Origin of the sequence: Streptomyces sp. TLI_185, from assembly GCF_003814765.1 — a bacterium.
Classification (GTDB): Bacteria; Actinomycetota; Actinomycetes; order Streptomycetales; family Streptomycetaceae; genus Streptomyces.
Map to the genome: position 1 here is coordinate 9,509,194 of NZ_RKRB01000001.1, position 21,174 is coordinate 9,530,367.

The 21,174-nt window shown below is 69.7% G+C and carries 19 protein-coding genes; 14 read left to right on the plus strand and 5 right to left on the minus strand.

Annotated elements, in window-relative coordinates; all coding sequences use genetic code 11:
- Positions 1-221: 221 nt before the first annotated feature.
- The 4 genes from EDD92_RS43730 to EDD92_RS43745 all read left to right on the plus strand — a co-directional run bounded on the left by EDD92_RS43730 (position 222) and on the right by EDD92_RS43745 (position 4,027).
- Positions 222-830 carry a hypothetical protein gene (locus EDD92_RS43730; protein WP_123969397.1) on the plus strand — a complete coding sequence of 203 codons (609 nt, stop codon included), beginning with the start codon at positions 222-224 and terminating at the stop codon, positions 828-830.
- Positions 831-843: 13 nt separating this feature from the next.
- Positions 844-2,184: a Dyp-type peroxidase gene (locus EDD92_RS43735; RefSeq protein WP_123969398.1), complete on the plus strand. Its 1,341-nt coding sequence runs from the start codon at positions 844-846 to the stop codon at positions 2,182-2,184.
- 26 nt (positions 2,185-2,210) lie between these two features.
- Positions 2,211-3,299, plus strand: a complete 1,089-nt coding sequence (locus EDD92_RS43740) for a catalase family protein (protein WP_123969399.1) — start codon at positions 2,211-2,213, stop codon at positions 3,297-3,299.
- A gap of 101 nt (positions 3,300-3,400) precedes the next feature.
- On the plus strand, positions 3,401-4,027 hold the full coding sequence (locus tag EDD92_RS43745; protein ID WP_123969400.1) for a TetR family transcriptional regulator: 627 nt from the start codon (positions 3,401-3,403) through the stop codon (positions 4,025-4,027).
- A 296-nt stretch (positions 4,028-4,323) separates the two neighbouring features.
- On the opposite strand, the gene EDD92_RS43755 is transcribed toward EDD92_RS43745, so the two are convergent.
- Together EDD92_RS43755 and EDD92_RS43760 are read right to left on the minus strand one after the other, a co-directional pair.
- Positions 4,324-4,824, minus strand: a complete 501-nt coding sequence (locus EDD92_RS43755) for a hypothetical protein (RefSeq protein ID WP_123969401.1) — start codon at positions 4,822-4,824, stop codon at positions 4,324-4,326.
- 402 nt (positions 4,825-5,226) lie between these two features.
- Positions 5,227-6,840, minus strand: coding sequence for an MFS transporter (locus EDD92_RS43760; protein ID WP_123969402.1), 1,614 nt, complete (start codon positions 6,838-6,840; stop codon positions 5,227-5,229).
- Positions 6,841-7,026: 186 nt separating this feature from the next.
- Between EDD92_RS43760 and EDD92_RS43765 the strand changes: the two genes are divergently transcribed.
- Both EDD92_RS43765 and EDD92_RS43770 read left to right on the plus strand, forming a co-directional pair.
- Complete coding sequence (locus tag EDD92_RS43765) at positions 7,027-7,665, plus strand: TetR/AcrR family transcriptional regulator (RefSeq protein ID WP_123969403.1); 639 nt, start codon at positions 7,027-7,029, stop codon at positions 7,663-7,665.
- Between the two features lie 39 nt (positions 7,666-7,704).
- Positions 7,705-8,487: a DUF2993 domain-containing protein gene (locus EDD92_RS43770; protein WP_260327170.1), complete on the plus strand. Its 783-nt coding sequence runs from the start codon at positions 7,705-7,707 to the stop codon at positions 8,485-8,487.
- Positions 8,488-8,492: 5 nt separating this feature from the next.
- Here EDD92_RS43770 and EDD92_RS43775 read toward each other — a convergent pair whose 3' ends face one another.
- A complete protein-coding gene (locus EDD92_RS43775) occupies positions 8,493-9,128 on the minus strand; it encodes a TetR/AcrR family transcriptional regulator (RefSeq protein ID WP_185124322.1) in 636 nt (211 codons plus the stop codon).
- 134 nt (positions 9,129-9,262) lie between these two features.
- Here EDD92_RS43775 and EDD92_RS43780 point away from each other — a divergent pair, with 134 nt between their 5' ends.
- From EDD92_RS43780 to EDD92_RS43805, 6 genes are all read left to right on the plus strand, one after another.
- Positions 9,263-10,405, plus strand: coding sequence for a VOC family protein (locus EDD92_RS43780; protein WP_123969404.1), 1,143 nt, complete (start codon positions 9,263-9,265; stop codon positions 10,403-10,405).
- A 26-nt stretch (positions 10,406-10,431) separates the two neighbouring features.
- The gene (locus tag EDD92_RS43785; protein WP_123969405.1) at positions 10,432-11,370 is read left to right on the plus strand and encodes a fumarylacetoacetate hydrolase family protein; all 939 of its coding nucleotides are present in this window, start codon (positions 10,432-10,434) and stop codon (positions 11,368-11,370) included.
- Between the two features lie 19 nt (positions 11,371-11,389).
- Positions 11,390-12,976: a bifunctional 3-(3-hydroxy-phenyl)propionate/3-hydroxycinnamic acid hydroxylase gene (locus EDD92_RS43790; RefSeq protein WP_123969406.1), complete on the plus strand. Its 1,587-nt coding sequence runs from the start codon at positions 11,390-11,392 to the stop codon at positions 12,974-12,976.
- On the plus strand, positions 12,973-14,940 hold the full coding sequence (locus tag EDD92_RS43795) for an acetoacetate--CoA ligase (RefSeq protein WP_123969407.1): 1,968 nt from the start codon (positions 12,973-12,975) through the stop codon (positions 14,938-14,940). Before EDD92_RS43790 ends, EDD92_RS43795 begins: the two co-directional genes overlap by 4 nt.
- Positions 14,937-15,281, plus strand: a complete 345-nt coding sequence (locus EDD92_RS43800) for a DoxX family protein (protein WP_123969408.1) — start codon at positions 14,937-14,939, stop codon at positions 15,279-15,281. The genes EDD92_RS43795 and EDD92_RS43800 overlap by 4 nt, the downstream gene beginning before the upstream one ends.
- A 216-nt stretch (positions 15,282-15,497) precedes the next feature.
- Entirely contained in the window at positions 15,498-16,268 is a 771-nt protein-coding gene (locus EDD92_RS43805; RefSeq protein WP_123969409.1) for a transposase family protein, read from the plus strand.
- Between the two features lie 9 nt (positions 16,269-16,277).
- Here the strand turns inward: EDD92_RS43805 and EDD92_RS43810 are convergent, their stop codons facing one another.
- Positions 16,278-17,333: a menaquinone biosynthetic enzyme MqnA/MqnD family protein gene (locus EDD92_RS43810; protein ID WP_260327171.1), complete on the minus strand. Its 1,056-nt coding sequence runs from the start codon at positions 17,331-17,333 to the stop codon at positions 16,278-16,280.
- A gap of 334 nt (positions 17,334-17,667) precedes the next feature.
- Positions 17,668-18,645, minus strand: a complete 978-nt coding sequence (locus EDD92_RS43815) for a LysR substrate-binding domain-containing protein (protein WP_311736802.1) — start codon at positions 18,643-18,645, stop codon at positions 17,668-17,670.
- 169 nt (positions 18,646-18,814) lie between these two features.
- Here EDD92_RS43815 and tcuA point away from each other — a divergent pair, with 169 nt between their 5' ends.
- Positions 18,815-20,287 carry an FAD-dependent tricarballylate dehydrogenase TcuA gene (tcuA, locus tag EDD92_RS43820; protein ID WP_123969410.1) on the plus strand — a complete coding sequence of 491 codons (1,473 nt, stop codon included), beginning with the start codon at positions 18,815-18,817 and terminating at the stop codon, positions 20,285-20,287.
- A gap of 534 nt (positions 20,288-20,821) precedes the next feature.
- A complete protein-coding gene (locus EDD92_RS43825) occupies positions 20,822-21,079 on the plus strand; it encodes a hypothetical protein (RefSeq protein WP_123969411.1) in 258 nt (85 codons plus the stop codon).
- Positions 21,080-21,174 lie beyond the last annotated feature (95 nt).

A 21,174-nucleotide genomic window follows, 5' to 3' on the forward strand; every position in this document is an offset into this window, starting at 1 on the left:
TGACTCACAGAGATGCTGTGGGTCAATCTGTCTCATAGTGGCGAGCGCCATGCGACTGCTTGCGAGTAGTGCATTGACAAGCCGAATCGGCGAACTGATGATGTAATCAGTCCTGCGGAGATGGTCAGAAAGTGGGGCTCGTCCCGCTTGCCCGCCACTCCGTGGTGGCCTATTTATGGCGATACGTGAAGTATTGCCGCCCACGCCCAAGGAGAGGCGCCATGAGCGAGACAGACCTGCACGCCAAGTTCCAGCAGTTCCCCGATGCGGTCCGCGAGAAGGTCGAGACCGCCTTGTTGGACGCGAAGATCGCTCTCAAGGTCAAGGCCGCCGAGGTGCTCGTGGACAAGGGAGAGATGGCCGAACACGCGGTCACCACCGCGGGCCGGATCGGTGCCAAGAGCGGTGAGGTGTCCGAGCTGACGACGATCCTGCCGCTGAAGCCGAACGGCGCGGCGCACCTGCGGAAGTTCTTCCGGCTGATCGGCGGGAACCTGGCGGGCGCAGGTCAGGTCGGCACCCTGCACAACATGCGGTTCGTGTTCCTCGACAACGACACGAAGCTGCTGTTCGCGACCGCCTTCGACGGCGAGTGGGACGCGTACATCGACGACTTCGCCACCAAGATCCCCGAGATGATGGACTACCTGTTCAGCAATGTCGAGGGCTGGCCCGGCATCACCGCCCCGGACGTGAAGGACTTCATCGTCAAGTACCAGATCCCGGCCGAGGCGTGGTTCGTCGCCCACCCGGGCCTCACCGTCGCGGAGGGCCACCGGCTCAAGCGGCAGGAGGCCGCCGTGCAGCGTTTCCTTTCGGACCTCAACTGAAGGCAGGCGCACCATGCCTTCCCCGCTGTTCCGGCGGCTGCGCCGCCCGCCCACCCTGGACCTCGACGACATCCAGGCGACCTTGCTGCGGGCCCGGCCCGAGCCCTACTTCGGCACCCACGCGATCCTGGAGATCACCGAACCGGCCGCGGGCAGGGAACTGCTGCGCCGACTGGCCCCGCGGGTGACATCGGCGGCCCGCTGGGACGAGCCGCAGCCTTCCTGGCTGGCCCTTGCGATGAGCTACCAGGGACTGGTCGCACTGGGGCTGCCTGAGACCTCACTGGCCTCCTTCCCGGCCAACTTCCGCGCCGGGATGGCAGCCCGCGCCGAGCGGCTGCGGGACACCGGCGTGAACGCGCCGGACCGCTGGGAGTTCCCCTTCGGCACCCCGCGGGTGCACGTGGCTGTCTCGGTCTACGCCGCGAGCGAGGACGACTGGCGGGCCGAAGTCGCCGCCTATGAGAAGGAGATGGGCGAGGTACCGGGCGTCCGGCTGCTGTCGCACCAGGACTTCGCGGCCGACGGGTTCAACGTCTTCGGCTACCGGGACGGCTTCAGCCAGCCGGTGGTCGAGGGCAGTGGCGCCGAACCTCTGCCCGGCGACGGACGGCCCATCAAGGCCGGTGAGTTCGTCCTCGGCTACCCGAGCGAGACCGGCGTGCCGCTGCCGGTGCCGGCTCCGGACGTCCTGGGCCGCAACGGCACCTACGTCGTCTTCCGCAAGTACCACTCCCACGTCGCGGCCTTCAACAAGTGGCTGCACGACAACGCCTCCACCGAGGCCGAACGCGAACTGCTGGCCGCCAAGCTGGTCGGCCGCTGGCGCAGCGGCGCACCGCTCGCCCTGACCCCGGAACGGGACACCCCCGCGATCGGTGAGGACCCGAACCGGATCAACGACTTCGACTACTCCGCCGACCCGCGCGGGCTGCGCACCCCGCTCGGCTCCCACATCCGCCGGATGAACCCGCGCGACACCAAGCTGACGGTCCTCACCGACGTCAACATCCGCCGCATCATCCGGCGCGGCACCTCCTACGGCACCCCGCTTCCCTCGGACCGCCTCAAGGACGACGGCACACCGCGCGGCCTGGACTTCATCGCCCTCGGCGCGCGGGCCATCGACAACGTCGAGTTCCTGCAGAGCGAATGGGTCGGTTCCGGCAACTTCATGGGCCTGGGCAAGGAGAAGGACCCGATGATCTCGCTCCAGGACAAGGGCGCCTACTTCACCGTGCCCGGGACCCCGCCGCGCCGGGTGCAGAACATCCAGTCCTTCAACACCCTGCTCGGCGGCGAGTACTTCTTCATGCCCAGCCTGTCCGCCATCCGCTGGCTCGGCAGCAACTGACCCCACCTCGCGCGGAGGCACTCCCCATGACCTCGTACGTCCGCTACAGCCCTGACCTCGAACAGCCCTTTCCGGACGAGGACGAACTCGTCCGCCAGGTCGTCGCGGCCATGGGCAAGGCCAACCAGCAGGTCGCCGACAAACACCGGCACGGCCTGCGCGACGCTCACGCCAAGAGCCACGGCGTCCTCGTCGGCGAACTGCGCATCCAGCCCGACCTGCCCGCCCACCTCGCCCAGGGCCTCTTCGCCGCACCGGCCGCCTACCCGGTGATCGTCCGCTTCTCCTCCGCCCCCGGCGACCTGCGCTCCGACCAGGTGCCCGTCCAGCGCGGCCTCGCGATGAAGGTGATCGGCGCCCCTGGGGCCCGCGCCCTCGACGACGGCTTCACTACCCAGGACTTCCTCCTCGTCAACCACCCCACCCTGCCCTTCGGCAACATCGCCGAATACGCCAAACTCCAGGGCATCCTGGAGAAACAGCCCGGCCAGAGCGACCAGCAGCTCCAGCTCACCGGCGCGGCCGCCCGAGTGGCCGCCAAGGCCCTCACGCGCGTCGGACGTCCGCTTCCGCCCGCCGTCGAGACCCTGGCCGCCGCCAACGACCACATCCTCGGCGAGACCTTCCACTCCATGGCCGCGCTGCGCTACGGCGACCACGTGGCGAAGATGTCCGCCGCGCCCCGCTCGGCGAACGTCAGGGCCCTCACCGGCAGCCAGGTCGCCAAGAAGGCCGGCGAGTCGGCGCTGAGGGACCTCGTCGTTGACTTCTTCGCGCACAACAGTGCCGAGTACGACATCCGGGCCCAGCTGTGCACGGACATCGACCGGATGCCGGTGGAGGACGCCTCGGTCCTGTGGCCCGAGGAACTGTCACCGCACCAGACCGTGGCCGTGCTGCATCTGCCCGCCCAGGACGCCTACAGCGACGCCCGCCGCCGCTACGCCGACGACGTCCTTTCCTTCAGCCCCTGGCACGCCCTGGAGGCCCACCGCCCGCTGGGCTCGATCATGCGCTCCCGCCGCGCCGCGTACCCCGCCTCCAGCGACTTCCGGCACCGCTTCAACGGCATCGAGCCGCAGGAGCCGTCCGACATCAAGGAGCTGCCCGCCTGACCAGGTCCCGACCGGCCCGGATGCGGCCGCGGGTCGGTCGGGGCCCGCGTGCCAGAATGGTGAAGTCCATTCTCCGCCCTGGTTTCTTCGAGGTTGCTTTCGTGTCCCAGCCCGTCGGCCGTGTGCCCCAGCGACGCAACGCCCGGTCCAACCGGGCCCGCATTCTGGCCACCGCCCGCCAGGAGCTCGGCCGGAACCCCGACATCACCCTGGAGGAGCTCGCCCGCGCCTCCGGTGTCGTACGACGCACGCTGTTCGGGCACTTCCCCGGCCGGGCCGCGCTCCTGGACGCGCTGGCCGAGGAGGCCGCCGAGGCCCTTCAGGCCGCCGTCGCGGTCGGCGCGGGGGTGACGGAACCGGCCGACCGGGCGCTCGCCCACTTCACGTTGGCGCTCTGGCCCGTGGGCGACCGGTACCGGATGCTCCTGGCGCTGGCCCGACGGGACCTCGGCATGGACCGTGTCGCCGGGATCCTGGAGCCCGCCCGGGTCAGGGTCACGGCCATCCTGGAGCAGGGACAACGGGACGGCGTCTTCCACACCCACCTGCCGGCCCCGGTGCTGAGCGTCGGCCTGGAGGCGATGACGGTCGCCCTGCTGGAGGAGGTCAACACCGGGGCGCTGGAGGACGACGGCACCCGGGTGGCCGTCACCACGCTCATCGCGGCCGGTGTGCCGGAGAAGCGGGCGCAGATCGTCGTCGACGAGATGGCCGCCACCGAGGCGTGAGTTCGCCCCCCACAGTTCGACGTGACCCCGATGCCAAGCGCCGGGGTCTTTCCATGTCCGCCCCCGCGCCAGCGTCGTGGCGATGCGGTAGTGCCGGGCCAGCGCCGCCACGTCATATGGGTAGGTCCGCTCCGCCCGCCGGACCGGGTCCCGAGGGGCAGGACCAGATCTTCGACGATGCGCACCTCCTAGCGAAACACTTGGCCGGACCGCGCAGTTCGTCGAGGCCGACCTGCATGCCTTGGAACACATTCGGCGGAATCGGGACGGCAAGCGCCGCCTTGCCGTGGTTGAGGTCATCCAGATGCGCGTCGAATTCTCGTTCCCTGATCAGGTCCACGGGCACAGGCGACTACCACCGGCACGGCCGAACTACCTGGACATACCTCGGCTCGGAACTCCTCCAGGGCGTGTTCCGACGTCCCATCCGTGATCTGCTGACGGGGCTCAGCGAGAGCGCCGTCGTCCCGCCCGGGCTCCCAGCCCTTGAATGGTGCCTGCGCAGTGCGCTCCACCGCGAGCAGCCCGGCGGACGCATGTTCAAGACGAGCCGCAGCCCCGTGGAACTGCAAGGGCACGGACGCGGCACATTGGCCGACCACCCGCATGGCCAGACGCCGCCAGGCACACGCTTCCACCGCCTCGGCCTGCACCATCGCAACCCGGTTGAGGATCACCAGGGCCAACGGAACGCCGAACCAAGCGGTCGTCACGGACGAGAAGACATTGGTGAGGAACGCCTTGTCCGCCCAGAATCCCGCGTGATCTCGCCACCAGCCCAGGCCGAGCAGCGCCATGCCAACCATCCGCAGCGCCGCACCCGGCACTCAACCGCGCGGCGTCTCTTCTCAGATCCCCCCGCACCTGCCCCGCCCCTCCCCGAACGGCTTGATCACCAGCTCCCCGACGCTGCACCGCCCAACTCGGCGTCAAGCCAGTGGTGCCAAACCATGCCGCCCCCGAAGCCACCCCATAGCGCCTGATCTTCGACAATCTTCCTGGAACTGGTCCCGGTTGGGGTCACCTATGAGGGTCCGCTGAACGCCACCCCAGTCACCCGGGACGGACAGCGAAAAAAAGGGGGACGGTGCCGGGTGTCCCCTCCTGGCACCGTCCCGGGGCCGTGCGCCGCTCAGGCACAGCCCGTCATGGGGGTGGAGGAGGCCGGAATCGGGGTTCCGGCCTCCGGTGTACGGGGCTCAGGCGCCCACGGTCTCGGTCTGCTCCTCGGTAGCCGGTGCCGCATCTTCCTCACCGTGCTTGGTGGTGTGCTTGCGGCCGGGCAGGACGGCGATGACGATCAGGGTTCCGGCGGCCATGATGATGCCGCCGATGAGGCTGGTGTGGGCGATGGCGTGGGCGAAGGACTCGTGCACCGCGCCCAGCAGGGTCTGGGCCTGCTCGGCGCCGCCCTGGGGGTTCTTGGCGACCTGTTCGGCGACCGCGATGCCCCCGCCGACGGAGTCCTTGGCGACGTCCATGGCCTCGGCCGGGAGGTGGCCGCCGACCATGTCGGTGAGCTTGTCCTTGTAGGACGTGGCCAGCAGCGAGCCGAGGATGGCGATGCCCAGGGCGCAACCCAGTTCCAGCGCGGTGTCGTTGGCGCCGCCGCCGACGCCCAGTTCGTCCTCGGGGAAGGAGCCCATGATGGTGTCCGTGGCCGGGGACAGGCTCAGGCCGATGGCGAAGCCGAGGAGCAGCAGGGGCGTCAGGAAGTCGGTGTAGGTCGAGCCCGTCTCGATCTGGGTGAGCAGGAAGACGCCCGCGGTGCCGATCACCATGCCGGTGCCGACCACGATCTTCACGCCCAGTTTCGGAGCCAGCTTGCCGGTGACGGCGGCGCCGACGAACACGGCTCCGGCCAGCGGCAGCAGGCGGATGCCGGTCTCCAGGGCGTCGTAGCCGAGGACGAACTGGAGGAACTGGGTGGAGTAGTAGATCGAGCCGAAGGTGCCGAAGAAGAAGAACAGCACCGCCATCATCGAGCCGCTGAAGGGACGCTCGGTGAACTTGCGCACGTTCAGCATGGGGTTGGGGTGCTTCAGCTCCCAGGCGACGAAGGCCAGCAGGCCCACGCCGGCGACGACGGCCGCGGTGATGGGGCCGACGCCCCAGCCGAAGTGCGGGCCCTCGATGGTCGCGTAGACGAGGGAACCGACCGACACCATCGACAGCAGACCGCCGACGTAGTCGATGCGGCCCATGCCCTCCGCCTTCGACGGCGGCACGAGCAGCAGCGCGCCGACGACGCCGAGAACGGCGACGGGGACGTTCATCAGGAAGGTGGAGCCCCAGGCGTGGTTCTCCAGCAGCCAGCCGGCGGCCAGCGGGCCCGCGGCGATGGCGAGCCCGGAGGTCGCGGACCAGGCGGTGATCGCCTTGGCGCGCTCGGCGCGCGGGAAGATCGCGACCAGCAGCGAGAGGGTGGCCGGCATGACGACGGCGGCACCGACGCCCATGATCGCGCGGGCGACGATGACGAGGTTCGTCTCGTCGACCAGGCCGCCCATCACCGAACCTCCGGCGAAGATCAGCAGGCCGAGGACGAGGGCGCCGCGGCGGCTGTACTTGTCGCCGATCGCGCCCAGCACCAGCATCAGCGCGGCGTAGGGGACGGTGTAGCCGTCGATGACCCACTGCAGGTCACTGCTGGACAGCCCCAGGTCCTTGGTCATGTCGGGGGCGGCCACGACCAGTGACGTGTTCGCCATGACGACGATCAGCAGGCTCAGGCACAGGACCAGCAGGGCCCACCAGCGGCGGTGGTAGGGCTCCGCCATCTTCTCGACGGGTGTGTTCGGAAAGAGCGGCATGATCAGGCTCCTCGGCAGGAGGTGAAGCGGCGGCTTCGGGGTGCGGAATCGATGGGATCGGTGCACGCGGGGCCAACAGGGGCCCGGCACCAGGGGCAGCTAATTGCCCGTTGATGTGCAGACTAGTTTATTGCCCGCCGATGTGCAACTATCGAGTCGCCCTCCCCCGTCCACCGGAGGTTCGACATGATCCACGCACACCTGACAGCCGCCCCGGAACGCAGCCGCACTCTGCTCACGCGGGCCCGCATCCTGGAGGCGGCCCGGCAGGAACTCGCCCGTGACCCCGACAGCAGCCTCGGCGACATCGCCGAGGCGGCGGGAGTGGTTCGCCGTACGGTCTACGGCCACTTCAACGGCCGGGCCGCACTGATGGAGGGGCTGGTGGAGGAGGCCACGTGGGCCTTGCGGCAGGCGCTCGCGGTCCCGCGCGCACCGGTGGGGGATGCCGTCACGGAGTTGGCGCGCTTCGTCCTCGCGGTGTGGCCCGTCGGAGATCGATACCGCATCCTGCTCCGCCTCGCCCCGCAGGACCTCGGGGCCGATCGGCTCGCTGAAGTCCTGGCCCCCGCGCGGGACATGACGGAGGCGATCATCGGCCGCGGGCAACGGCAGGGCGCCTTCCAGACCGGCGTCCCCCCGGTCGTCCTGACCCGGGCGCTGGAGGGGCATCTGCTAGGGCTTCTCGACTGCGTGAACAGCGGGGTCTGGAGCGACGACGGCACCAGCACCGCGACCGCCGCCCTGATCGCGATGGGCGTGGCCGGAGACAGCGCTGCGGCGTGCGTCGACGGGCTTGTCCGGCGCGAGGGCGACGCCGCGTAGGCGCACTTCCCGAGCAAGCACCACTCGAAGAGGAGAACCATGTATCAGTCCCACCGCGACGAGGAGTACGTCGGCGAGCCCTACTACGGCGACAGCTCCGTGTACGTGAGCCCTCCGACCCGGACCAGACGACGCATGATCATCGCTGCCTCGTCCCTGGTGGTCCTGCTGGTCGGCGGCGTCGTGGTCGACCGGATCGCCGCGGCCCGCGCGGAAAGCCGTACGGCCAAGGCCTTCCAGGACGGCATGGGAACCGCCGATCGGCCGTCGGTGCACGTCAGGGGCTTTCCCGTACTGAACCAACTGGCTGCGGGCAGCCTGGACCATGTCGACCTGACCGCCCACGACATTCCGGCCGGCGGCACCACCCGGCCGCTCCCGGTGACGAAGCTGACGGTCGGGATGGACGGGCTGAAGACCTCGGGGAGCGCCGACGAGGCTCACGCGGACAGCGTCACGGCGACCGCGTTCCTGTCGTACGCGGACGTGTCGAGGGCGCTCGGCGTGCAGGTGTCACAGGGGGACGAGGCGGGCCGGGTCGACGCGACCGCGAGTCTGCCGCTCGTCGGCGACGTGACCGTGAGCGCGGCCGTCTCGGCGGCCGGCGGCAACCGCATCGCCTTCACGGACGTACGCGCGGAGCAGGGCGAACTGCTCCCTCCGCTGAAATCACTGCTCGACACGGCCCTGGACGAGCCCATTCCGCTGCAGAACGTGCCGGAAGGGCTCCGGCTGCGGTCGGTCACCACCAGCGAGGACGGAATCGACGCCCGCTTCACAGGCCGCTCGGTCACGTTCCACCCGGACTCGTCGTCCGCGTGAGGTCGTCAGGCGGCGTCAGGCAGGGGGCGTCGGGCGACCTCGTGCGCTTCGTCCGCGGGCAGGCCCAGCATCCGCAGGACCATCTCGGCGAGGTTGACCGCGGCCTCGTCGCCGTCCACCTCGGGGCGGGCGAACCGCAGCTCCACCAGGGACAGCAGGGTGCCGCCCAGTGCGGACAGGGCGACCATGGGGTCGACGGGCGTGAAGCGGCCGGAGGCGATGCCGACCTGGAGATCACGCAGGGCGCGTCGGGCCAGCCCCTTGCCCGAGTGGATGTGCGCGAGGCCACGGCGGCGCAGGACCTGCATCAGCTCCGGGTGGGAGTCGGCCATGCGGGCACTGAGCCGGAAGCCGCCCGCGACCCGCTCCGCCGGGTCGTCGATCCCGGTCAGACGCTCGTCGAATTCCTGCGCGAACTCCTCGAGGGCGTCGATCACTGCCGCCTCGAACAACTCCGCCTTGGAGTCGAAGTGGTTGTAGAAGGAGCCGAAGCCCACGTCCGCGCGCTCGGCGATCGCCTGGATGCTCGCGCTGGTGTCGCCGCTCTCGGCGAGTATCTGCCGGGCCGCTCGCACGAGAGCTCCACGGGTCTCTGCGCGACGTCGCTCGAACCGGTTGCTGGGCGGGGCTGACGTAGACATGCGCAGAGTCTAACGGTTGCACGATGGCGATCGCAGTCCTGATGAATTCATCATTTCCTGCGGCGAACGTCTTGACGACGGAACTGTCACAGTTGATGATTTCCTCATTACGGCAATGTTGCTCGGAGGGCACCATGTCTGAAACACGCGTCAACGGGGACGTCATCACGGCCCACCAGGACCTCCACAGCGAGCAGGGCGCCCTGCGCGGCGAACATCCCGGCCGCTCCCGGAATCCCGTGATCAAGGTGGCGGACCTGGCCTGGCTGGAGTTCGAGAAGCCCGACCTGGACCGGGCCGAGATCTTCGCCCGGGACTTCGGCTTCGGCGTCGCCGGGCGCACCGCGAGCGAGCTGTGGCTGCGGGGCACCTTCGCGGGCTCGCCCTGCATGGTGATCCGGCGCGGTCGTACGTCCCGCTTCATCGGACCGGCGTTTCGCGCCGCCGAGCGGGGCGATCTGGACCGGCTGGCCCGCGCGACGGGCAGGGACGTGCGGGACGCCGACGTTCCTGGTGGTGGCAAGGTCGTCGACCTGCTCGACCCGTCCGGCTTCCCGGTCCGGGTCGTGCACTGCGGCGAACAGCTCCCCGCACTGCCGGAACAGCAGCCGCTGCTCCTCAACTTCGGTACGGATCACCGTCGTACGAACACCACGCAGCGTCCGCCGCGCGAGCCGTCCCGCATCCAGCGGCTGGGCCATGTGGTGCTGGAGACACGCGTGTTCGCCCGGGCCCTGGACTGGTACCTGGACACCCTCGGGATGATCGTGTCCGACTTCCTGTTCCTGGACGGGCAGCGCGGGCGCGGGCCGACGATGGCGTTCATCCGCTGCGACCTGGGCGGTGTGCCGGCCGACCACCACACCCTCGCGATGCACCTGGGGCCGGGGACGGGGTATGTCCACTCCGCCTACCAGGTCACCGACCTCGACTCCATCGCCGCCGGCGGCGAATACCTCAAGGAGCGCGGATACAAGCGCAGTTGGGGCATCGGCCGGCACATCCAGGGCAGCCAGCTCTTCGACTACTGGCGCGACCCCGACCGCTTCATGCTGGAGCACTTCGCCGACGGGGACCTGTTCTCCTGCGACGTCGAGCCCGGCTGGGCGCCCATGTCGACCAGCGGACTGGCCCAGTGGGGCCCGCCGGCCACCCGCGACTTCCTCGGCGCGAGCCCCTCGCCGCAGCGGGTCCGCGACGTCATCGAGGCCCTGCGCGGTGACAACGAGATGGACCCAGCGCGGCTCTTCGGCCTGCTCAAGGCCGCCAACTCCTGACCCGTCCCTCTGAAGAAGGCACTGACATGAGCACCAATGTCCTGCGCACGGCCGACGGCTGGTGGGTCGTCCGAGGCGACCGGGCCGTCCCCGTCGAGACCAAGGCCGTGACCACCGCCGAGCTGCTGGCCGACCGGGACGCCGTCCGGGAGGCCGCTGCCTCCGGCGGGCCGGGCACTCCGGTCGCCGATCTGGTCGCGCTCTCCCCGGTCACCACGCCCTGCCGGGTGGTCGCCCAGATGGTCAACTACCGTAGCCACGCCCGCGATTCGGGCTTCAAGGGCGACATCCCGCCCGCCTTCTTCCGCAAGGCATCCGGCTCGGTCAGCGGTCCCAGCGAGGCCGTCGTCCGCCCCTCCCACGTGAAGTTCCTCGACTACGAGATCGAACTCGGGCTCGTCATGGGCGCGCCCCTGCCCGTCGGCACCGTCGTCGAGGAGCGGGACCTGCCGTCGTACGTCGCCGGACTGGTGATCACCAACGACATCAGCGCCCGCGAGGTGCAGCTGACCAAGACGCAGTTCTACGAGAGCAAGTCCTACCCCACCTTCACCCCGACCGGTCCGTACCTGTCGTTGCTGGAGCCGGAGGACTTCGCCCATCTCCTTGACCTGCGGCTGAAGTTGAGCGTCAGCGGCGAGCTGCGCCAGGACCGCACCCTCGCCGACATGATCGTCCGCCCGGCACAGGCACTCACCCTGCTGGCCCGCTTCCAGACCCTGGACGCCGGCGACCTGCTGCTCACCGGCACCCCCGGCGGCACGGCCCTGAAGGCCCCGCCGAAGGCCGTCGAGAAGATCGGCGCGCTGCTGCCGCCGGCTGTGAAGTGGAAGGCGTTCTTCAAGAGCCAGGCGAAGAACCCGCACTACCTGAACCCGGGCGACGTGATCACGGCGACGATCGCGACCCCCGACGGCCGCATCTGCCTCGGCGAGCAGCGCACGCCCGTCGCGGACGCGAACTAATACCCGAGGTGAGCCGCACATGACCGTCGATGAAGCCGCACGCGTGCCCGTCGTGATCGTCGGGGCCGGACCGGTGGGCGTGACCGCCGCCCTTCTGCTGGCCCGGCGCGGAGTCCGCAGTGTCGTCCTCGAACGCCACCGGGATGTCTATCCGCTCCCGCGCGCCGTCGCCAATGACGACGAGATCCACCGGATCCTCCAGGCCGCCGGAGTCGGCGAGGAGTTCACCGCGATCTCCCGCCCGGCGAACGGACTACGGCTGCTGGATGCCCGGCACCGGGTGATGGCCGAGTTCCGGCGCTCCCCGCAAGGGCACCACGGGTATCCGCAGTCCAGCATGTTCGACCAGCCCGAGCTGGAACGCGTGCTGCGCGACGCCCTGGCCCGGCGCCCCGAGTGCGAACTGCGCGGCGGCGTGGAGGTCACCGGCGTCGGCCCGGACTCCACCGGCCCCGTACGCGTCACCTACCGCGACGACACCGGCGATCACGAGCTATGGGCCGACGCAGTCCTCGGCTGCGACGGCGCCAACAGCCTCACCCGCGAAACCATCGGCGGCGCCTGGGAGGACCTGCACTTCGAGGAGAAGTGGACCGTCATCGACGCCGAGACCACGGGCCCCGTCCGTTGTTGGGAGGGCGTCGACCAGGTCTGCGACCCGGACCAGCCGGGGACCTTCATGCGGGTGAACGAGACCCGCTACCGCTGGGAGTTCCGGCTCCGTGAAGGAGAAGGGCAGGAGACGGTCCGCGAACTGATCGCCCCGTGGCTGCCGCCCTCCTACGACGGGGACTTCGAGGTGGTCCGCGAGACGCAGTACACCTTCCGGGCCCGCGTCGCCGACCGCTGGCGCAGCGGACGGGTCTTCCTGCTCGGCGACGCCGCCCACCTCACCCCGCCGTTCATCGGACAGGGACTGTGCTCGGGACTGCGGGACGCCTACAACCTCACCTGGAAACTCGCCCGCGTCCTCCAGCAGGGCGGCGACGAACGGCTGCTGGACAGCTATGAGAGCGAACGCAGGCCGCACGCACGGCGTGTGGTCCGCCTCGCGGTCGCCATGGGCTGGGCCATGACCGGCGGCCAGGACGGCGCCGCCGCGCTCCGCCGCAGGGCCCTGGCCGCCGCCTGCCGCATACCCGGCCTGACCGAGCTGGCCGGCCGCGACCTCAGCCCACCCCTCACCGCCGGACCGCTGGTGCGGCGCAGTGTCCGCCGAAGGCTGGCGGGCACACACTGCCCCCAACCATGGGTGAGCGTCGGTGGACGGCCCACCCGGCTCGACGAGGCGCTCGGCGACTCCTTCGCCGTACTGACCGCCACCGAGCCCGGCCCTTCCCTGACCGCGCTCGCCCACAGTCTCGGCGTTCACGCCGTCCCGGTGACCGACCTCGGCGACGACGGCACCCTCGCCGCCTGGCTGCGCGCCGGACACGCAGATGCGGTCCTGCTACGGCCCGACCGCGTCGTCATGGACATCGTCCCGGCAGGCGGCCGCGACTTCACCTCGACCGCCGCCTGGGCACCCCTCCTGCACACCACACGAAGCCCTGTCCCTTCCGAACGGACGGCCCCGAAAAGCCTGTTGAGGAGTACGACGCGATGAGCACGCCCTTCTTCACACCCGAACCGGAGACGGCGGCCGCCAGTCGCATCGCGGACTTCGCCCGGCTCCAGGGCATGGACCCGGAGGACTACGCCACCCTGCATCAGTGGTCGGTCACCGACCTGGAGGGCTTCTGGGGCGCGGTGTGGGAGTACTTCGACATCAACGCCGACACCCCCTACGAGCAGGTGCTGGCCGAGGAGCGGATGCCGGACGCCCGCTGGTTCCCCGGCGCCACCCTCAACTACGCCCACCATGCCCTGCGCAACCTGGCCGACGACGACGTGGCGATCATTGCCCTCGACGAGACCGGTGCCGGATACGAGGTGACCGGCGCCCGGTTGCGTGCCCTGGTCGCGTCGGTGGCCGCCACCCTGCGCGACCTCGGCGTCGGCAAGGGTGACCGGGTCGTCGGCTATCTGCCCAACACCCCGCACGCCATCGTCACGTTCCTCGCCGCCGCGAGCCTGGGCGCCGTGTGGTCGGTGTGCGGTCAGGACTACGCGCCCAAGGCCGCAGCCGACCGCTTCGCCCAGCTCGAACCCATCGTCCTGATCGCCGCCGACGGCTATCTCTTCAACGGCACTACCCACGACCGCCGCGACGCCGTCCTCGAACTCGCCCACGCCCTCCCCACGTTGAAGGCGACCCTGCTGGTGGACCACATGGGCCTGCCCTGGCCCTTGCAGGCGTACCCGTCGCTGGTGGTCCCCTGGGAGGATGCCTCCACCCGTACCGAGGAACTCGCCTGTGTACCGGTCCCGTTCGACCATCCGCTGTGGGTCGTGTTCTCCTCCGGCACCACCGGCCTGCCCAAGGGCATCGTCCATGGCCACGGCGGCGTGCTGCTGGAGCACCTGAAAACCCTGGGGCTGCACTCGGACTTGGGCCCCGGCGACCGCCTCCTCTGGTACACCACCACCCACTGGATGATGTGGAACCTTGTCGCCTCCACTCTCCTGACCGGCGCGACGACCTGTACGTACGACGGCAGCCCGGCGCCCTTCGCCAAGCTCGACGTCCTGTGGGATCTGGCCGCCCGCCACCGGGTCACCGTCTTCGGCACCAGCCCCCAATACCTGCTGGGCATGGCCAAGTTCGGCATCGACCCGTCCGCGCACGACCTGTCCTCGATCCGCGTAGTCGGCTGCACCGGCTCCGCCCTGCCCGCCTCCGCCTACCCCTGGGTCCGCGAGCACGTTGGCGAGCACGTTCTGCTGGCCTCCATCAGCGGCGGCACCGACATCGTCTCCGGCTTCGCCGGCAGCGCCCCCAACGCCCCGGTCTGGGCAGGCGAGTTGTCCGCACCGCACCTGGGCGTGGCGCTGGCCGCGTACGACGCCGAGGGCTTCCCCGTCATCGACCAGGTCGGCGAGCTGGTCGTCACCCGCCCCATGCCCTCGATGCCGCTGTACTTCTGGAACGACCCGGAGGGCACCCGCTACCGCGACGCCTACTTCTCGGCGTACCCCGGGGTGTGGCGACACGGCGACTGGATCACGGTCACGGGGCACGGCTCGGTGATCATCCACGGCCGCTCCGACTCGACGCTCAACCGCAACGGTGTACGGCTCGGCAGCGCCGACATCCATGATGTCGTCGAACGTCTCCCCGAGATCGCCGAGGCCCTCGTCATCGGCGCGGAGGAGCCGGACGGCGGCTACTGGATGCCGCTGTTCGTGGTCCCGGCGGCCGGGGTGACCCTGGACGACTCCCTGCGCGAGAAGATCCGCGACGCCGTCCGCACCGGCGCCTCACCCCGCCACGTCCCCGACGAGATCCTCGAAGTGCCGGGCATCCCGCACACCCGCACCGGCAAGAAGCTGGAGGTCCCGATCAAGCGACTGCTCCAGGGCGCCGCGGTGGAGCAGGTCGTCAATCCGGCCACTGTGGACAGCCCCGACCTCATCGACCACTACGTCCGGCTGGGCGCCGAGCGCCGCAAGGGCAGGTCCGCCTCATGACCACCGTGCTCGCTGTCGCCCTGTCCCTGGTCTTCCTTCCGCTGGGGCTGGCGAAGCTCGCCTCGGCGCCGTTCATGCGCCAGGCGGCGGCCCATCTCGGCATGTCGGTACGGCTCTATCGCGTCGTCGGCGCGCTGGAGGTGGCCGGCGTCGCCGGTCTGCTGACGGGGCTGACCTGGACGCCGCTGGGCGTGGCCGCCGCGACAGGTCTCGCCCTGCTGATGGCCGCCGCGGCGGTGGTCCACCTGCGCCACGGCGACCCGCCGGTCCGGGCCGTCCCGGCCGCAGTACTGGCCCTGATCTCCTTGACATACGCGGCAACGGCGATGACCGCTGGCTGACGCGTCCTGTACGGCCGGGCACGGGCGGCCCCCTGTGAGGGTGGCGGCCGCCCCTCCCGGCTCCGCGCGGGCTGTCATCGCACACCGGCCTTCCCCTCCCCCCGAGGCCGGGGTGGCCCGCGCCGACGTCCGGGGCCTGCGAGACGCTGGGCTCGACAGGCCTCGGACGTGCTTAAAGTGTGTTGCAGAAGGCCGTGAACAGGGCATCTACGTTGTATGGCTGGGGTGTTGAGGGCCGAGCGGGTGTGGGTGGAAGCGTCCAGGGGGCTGCGGATCGATCAGTTCGGGCGGTTGCTGAGGGCGGTGCGTGCGCGTGGTGGGGATGGCTGTGGATGGGGGCGGCCGTGGCGGCTGACGCTGGCCGAGCGGGTGCTGCTGGTGGCGGTCTACTACCGCACGAACCTGACCATGCGGCAGCTGGCCCCGCTGTTCGGCGTCTCGCCGGCCACCTTCTGCCGGGTGATCCAGCGCCTTGGCCCGCTGCTCGCGCTTGAGCCCGTCCGCGCTCCGCAGGATGCCATCGAGCGGTTGTGGATCGTGGACGGCACCCTCATTCCGGTCCGCGACGGCACGGTGGGCACGTCCTCACGTAACTACCGCTTCTCGGCGAATGTGCAGGTCATCGTGGACGCGGACACGCGCCTGGTGGTGGCTGCCGCCCGGCTGGTGCCGGGCACGACCGCGGATGCGAAAGCCTGGCGGGATTCGCGTCTGGCCGAGCAGTGCCAGGGCGTCACCGTGCTCGGCGACGGCGCCTGCATCAACATCGGCCTGATCGTCCCGCACCGCAAACGGCCCGGCCGGCCGCTGCTCAAGGGCGAGAAGGAGGACAACGCCGCGCACCGCAAGGTCCGCGCCCGCGTAGAGCACGTGATCGGCCGGATGAAGAACTACAAGATCCTTCGTGACTGCCGGCAACGCGGCGACGGCCTCCATCACGCCGTCCAGGCCGGCGCCCGCATGCACAACCTCGCCCTCGCCGCATGACCGGATGCGTCAACAGTCCAGATCAGGCTGCCTGTTCACGGCCTTCTGCAACACGCTTTGAGAGGGGAGAGCCGGCGTGACATATCCCGAACGGCGCGCGAATTCGCTCAGCCCCAGCCGTTCCCGCTTCCCGAGGGAGAAGGCGAGGGTCCGGGTGAAGAAGTCCTGCAGCATCGGGGCGGTGAAGGGCTCCCAGACGGCCACCCGGTCGGCAAGCTCGCGGGACTCACTCCGCGCGAGGCCGCGCGCGGCCAGCAGACTGCGGTGCACCATGCCGACGATGTCCGGCCGCCGCGCCGCTGTCTCCTTCCGTACCGCCCACACGGCCAGTACGAAAGGCAGCCCTGACCAGCGTCTCCACAGCTCACCCAGGTCGTACGCCCGAACGCCGGGAGAGACGGGCCGGTTCATCGTCGCCGCCAGGGCGGCGTCCCCGGTCAGAACGGCGGCATCGGCAGAATCCAGCATGACCTCAAGATCAGGCGGCCGCGTTACATACCTCGGAGTGACCCCGTAGTGCTGCTCCAACAGCAGCCGGGACATCTGTGCGGAGGTGGGACTGGTCCCGGCGAGTGCGACCGTGCGGCAATCCAACGCGCTCAGCGGCACTTTCGTGACGATCGCACAGGACTGGATCGGCCCGTCACTTCCGACGGCGATGTCGGGCAGCATCACGAGGTCATCGCTGTGCCGCAGATACTCGACCAATGAGATCGAGCTGAGGTCCAGGTCGCCGGAGAGCAACCGTCCCGTCAGCCGGTCCGGTGTGTCCTGGACAAGGTCGATGTCCAACAGGGCGGTGCTCCGCGCCAAGCCCCAATACAGGGGGGTGCATGCCAGGAATGCACTGCGCCCGACCCGCGGTCGCCTCGTCGGTTCACGGATCTGGCCGGAGGACGTCATGCAGATCATCTTAAGTCCCGCTCCGAACGCCCGGCGGCCGTCTTCCTGCACCCCGGCTGCCAGTGCCCCGCACGTGCTGGACCGGTGTGTGGCCGAGGGCCGCAGCGCCGCGAGGGCCAGCAGCGCCGCGGGCAGGGCGACGCCCGCCGTCAGCGCGATCACAACCGTCGACTTCTTCGTTCGTGGTGGCGGTCACAAGAACGCTGGCCGACGCCGCTCTTCGCTGCGGCGTACACACCGGGTTGAGCGAAGGCATCCGTCCGACGCCCACGTGACCGCCACCACGAACAGAGGATCGTCTGCCGCTCTACGAGAAGGCACCACGTGCCCGTGTGGGCGCAGGCATGACGAACCTGCCGTTCGAACAGTCCCGGGCCTCCTTCATCCGACTCTGACTGTGTGCGGCAATCGGCCCGAGCAGCTCGGCAGCCACGGGTCCTGGGCATGCCCCGCGGGACGGCGGCGGTCGCCGGCCGTCACGCCGCGGAACGCGTGTCTAGGAACGCAGGGTCCCGGCGGTCTCGATGAACAGTTCTGCGATGGCCTTGGCTGACGGTGTCGGTGGATTGTCACGCAGCCGGGTGAGCAGGATGCGGCGAACGGGGGCCGTGGGGCCCAGGTCGATGGTGGTGACGTCGTCCCGCAGGCTGGCCAGGGCGAACCTGGGGGCGAGCGTGATGCCCAGGCCGACCGCCGCCATGGCCTGGGCTTCCTGGTAGTCGTGTGCCCGGTAGGCGATCTTCGGCTCGAAGCCGGCGGCACGGCAGCTACGGGTGAGCAGCTCGGCGACCGGGTGATCGCCCCGGACGATCCAGTTCTCCTCGGCCAGCTCCTCAAAACCGGCGGAGTGCCGGGCGGTGAGCGGGTGGCTGGTGGCGACGACCAGGCAGGTGTGGTCGTCCAGCAGATGGGTGACATCGAGGTTGGTCTCGTCCAGGCGCCGCCACGGGTAGTCCCACATCAAGGAAAGCTCGATCTCCCGGCTCTCGAGGAGGTCCATCAGGCCGGCGTTGCGGTCGCTGTGCACGGCCAGTTCAACCTGCGGGTACCGGGTGCGAAAGGCGCGCACGACGCGGGGCAGCAGGGATGCGGCGATGGTGGGGAAGGTACCGATGTGCAAGGTCCCGCTGTGCAGGCCCGCGATGTCATCGAGGGATCGGCGTGCGGCTCGCAACTGGCGATCGATCCGTGCGGCATGCTCGGCCAGAGTGCGGCCGGCCTCGGTGAGCGTGACGCCCCGGGGGTGCCGCGCGATCAGCGGCTGCCCGGCCTCCGCTTCCAGCCTGCTGATCTGCTGGGACACCGCCGAGGGCGTATAGCTCAGGGCGATCGAGGCCGCCGTGATGGAGCCCCGGCGAGCCACCTCGGCCAGCACCAGCATGCGGCGTACATCGAGGCTCATCGCGACCGCCTTAAGCATTTGTGAAAGCAGCTTCAATTTCTTTCGATTGTACTGATGGCGCTGCTGGCGCATCGTCGTACTGCCCGGCGGGCGGGCCGCGCAGCCGTCAACCCGCCCGCCGGGCCCTGGTGAAAGAGATTCAAGCTGCGGTCGCGTACGCACACAGTCCCTGATCCGTACGCCCCAGCCCCGAAAGGATCTCCGATCCGGGCATCTGCTGTCCGAACCCATGGGAGTACACATGAACGAGCAGTGGGACGTCGTCGTGGTCGGCGGCGGGAACGCCGGCTTCAGCGCGGCTCAGTCCGCCCGACAGCAGGGAGCACGGGTGCTGCTGCTGGAGAAGGCCCCCCGCCAGTGGGCCGGAGGCAACTCCTACTTCACTGCCGGGGCGATGCGCACCAGCCACGGCGGGCTCACCGACCTCACCTCGCTGGTCGAGCCACTTCCCGGGGACCGTGCAGGACGCGTCGAACTCGCCCCCTACACCGAGGACGACTTTCTCGCCGACCTGACCCAGGTAACCCAGGGAAGGACCGACCCCGAACTAGCCCGGATCCTGGTCGGTGAATCCCGCGAGACGATGACCTGGCTGCGCAGCCTCGGCCTGCGATTCGAGCTCATGTTCCACCGGCAGGCTTACGAGGTGGACGGGCGCTACCGGTTCTGGGGCGGACTGGCCGTCGGCGTGGTCGGCGGGGGCAAAGGAATGATCGACCAGCACCTTGCCGCCGCCGATCGCAGCGGCATCGAAGTCCGCTTCGACAGCCCCGTCACCGGCCTGGCCACCGCAGCCGACGGCTCCGTTGGCGGCGTGATGCTCGCCGACGGGCAGCGCATCGAGGCCGACGGCGTGGTACTCACCAGCGGCGGCTTCGAGGCCAACCCGCAGATGCGGGCCGGCTACCTGGGCGCGGGCTGGGACCTGGCCCTGGTGCGCGGAACCCCGTACAACACCGGCGAGGGCATCCGCATGGCCCTGGCGGCCGGCGCGCAACCCTACGGCCACTGGAGCGGCTGCCACGCGGTGGCCTGGGACAGCCAAGCCCGAGCGACCGGCGACCGGGAGCTGACCAACCAACTCACTCGCGGCGGCTACCCGTTCGGCATCGTGGTCAACGCCGAGGGCCGCCGGTTCGTCGACGAGGGAGCGGACTTCCGCAACTACACCTACGCCAAGTACGGTGCCGAGATCCTCAAGCAACCGGCAGGCGTCGCCTACCAGCTCTTCGACGCGACGTCCGCGCCGCTGCTGCGCCCCGAGGAGTACGCCTCTGCGGGCATCACCAGGGTGGAGTCCGACACCGTGGAAGGCCTGGCCAAGGAACTCGGCATGGACGAGGGCCGGCTGGCGGAGACGGTTGAGCGGTTCAACGCCGCCGTTGTCTCCGGTCGCTTCGACCCGACGGTCAAGGACGGCTGCCGGACCGAGGGCATCACCCCTCCCAAGTCCAACTGGGCCCAGCCGCTGACCACTCCTCCGTACGTCGCCTTCCCGGTGACCTGCGGCATCACCTTCACCTTCGGCGGGCTGCGGATCGACGCCGACGCGCGCGTGCTGGACCTGAGCGGCCGCCCCGTCCCTGGGCTGTACGCGGCCGGCGAACTCGTCGGCGGGCTCTTCTGGTTCAACTACCCGGGAGGCTCCGGCCTCACCGCCGGTTCGGTGCTCGGCAGGCGCGCCGGGCGCTCAGCAGCCGCCGACACGCATTGACGGCGACGCCGCAACGGGTTGAATCACACGGTGTGTGGTAGATGCGGTGACCGCCTGCTTCGTCGATGAAGTCGGCCCGCGCGCCCCAGCGGTTGCTGACGCACGGCTGTGGTGATGACGCACGTATGACGCACGAAGCCTTCCGAGGGGCCTGGATTCGTCCTTGAAAGCGCCTCTGAGCTGCATGTTTCCCGGGTGGGGTCGGACTGCATACCTTCCCGATGACGCGTCACCTGGAGTGCGTGGCGATCCATGAGTCGACCGCCAAGGCCCCTGACCTGCGGTTTGGGGAATTGTCCCTCGGTTCGACGACTTACTTCGGGAGTTGCAACGGGTGGACGTGGAGGGCATGCCTGAGCTGCGGTTTCCGGAGCTTCGGCAGCGGTCCGCGCGCCGGCGTCGCCGGGCCATGGCGATTTCTTGACGAACGAATGACAAATGTTCCGAATGGAAGTTAAGTCCGTTTCTGGTAGTGGCCTCGTCCGGGCTCGGTGAGGAAGCCTTGACGGAGGAGGCGTCCTGCTGATCGCGGCCATGGCATCCACGGCCTACTTCGGCTGGCGGCAGCGGCCTCGCGTCCTCGCCGTCTCCGCAATGGCCGCCGGAGTCCTGCTGATCTGCGACGCCTGGTTCGATGTGTCGCTCGCCATCAATACATCGGATATCTGGCTGTCGTCGGCCCTGGCGGTATTCGCGGAACTCCCCATGGCAGTCTTCCTCATCCATCGGACGTACTCACTGCTCCCAGCTGCCGTCGCCGCTGATCTCGTCGAGACCGAAGCCGAGGCATGACTCCGAGGCTTGTAGTTTGAAGATTGGCGCGGTCGGTGGCGTGGGAGCTGTGGTGCTGAGTGGACGTCAAGTCCGATCTTCCTCGGTTCGTGATC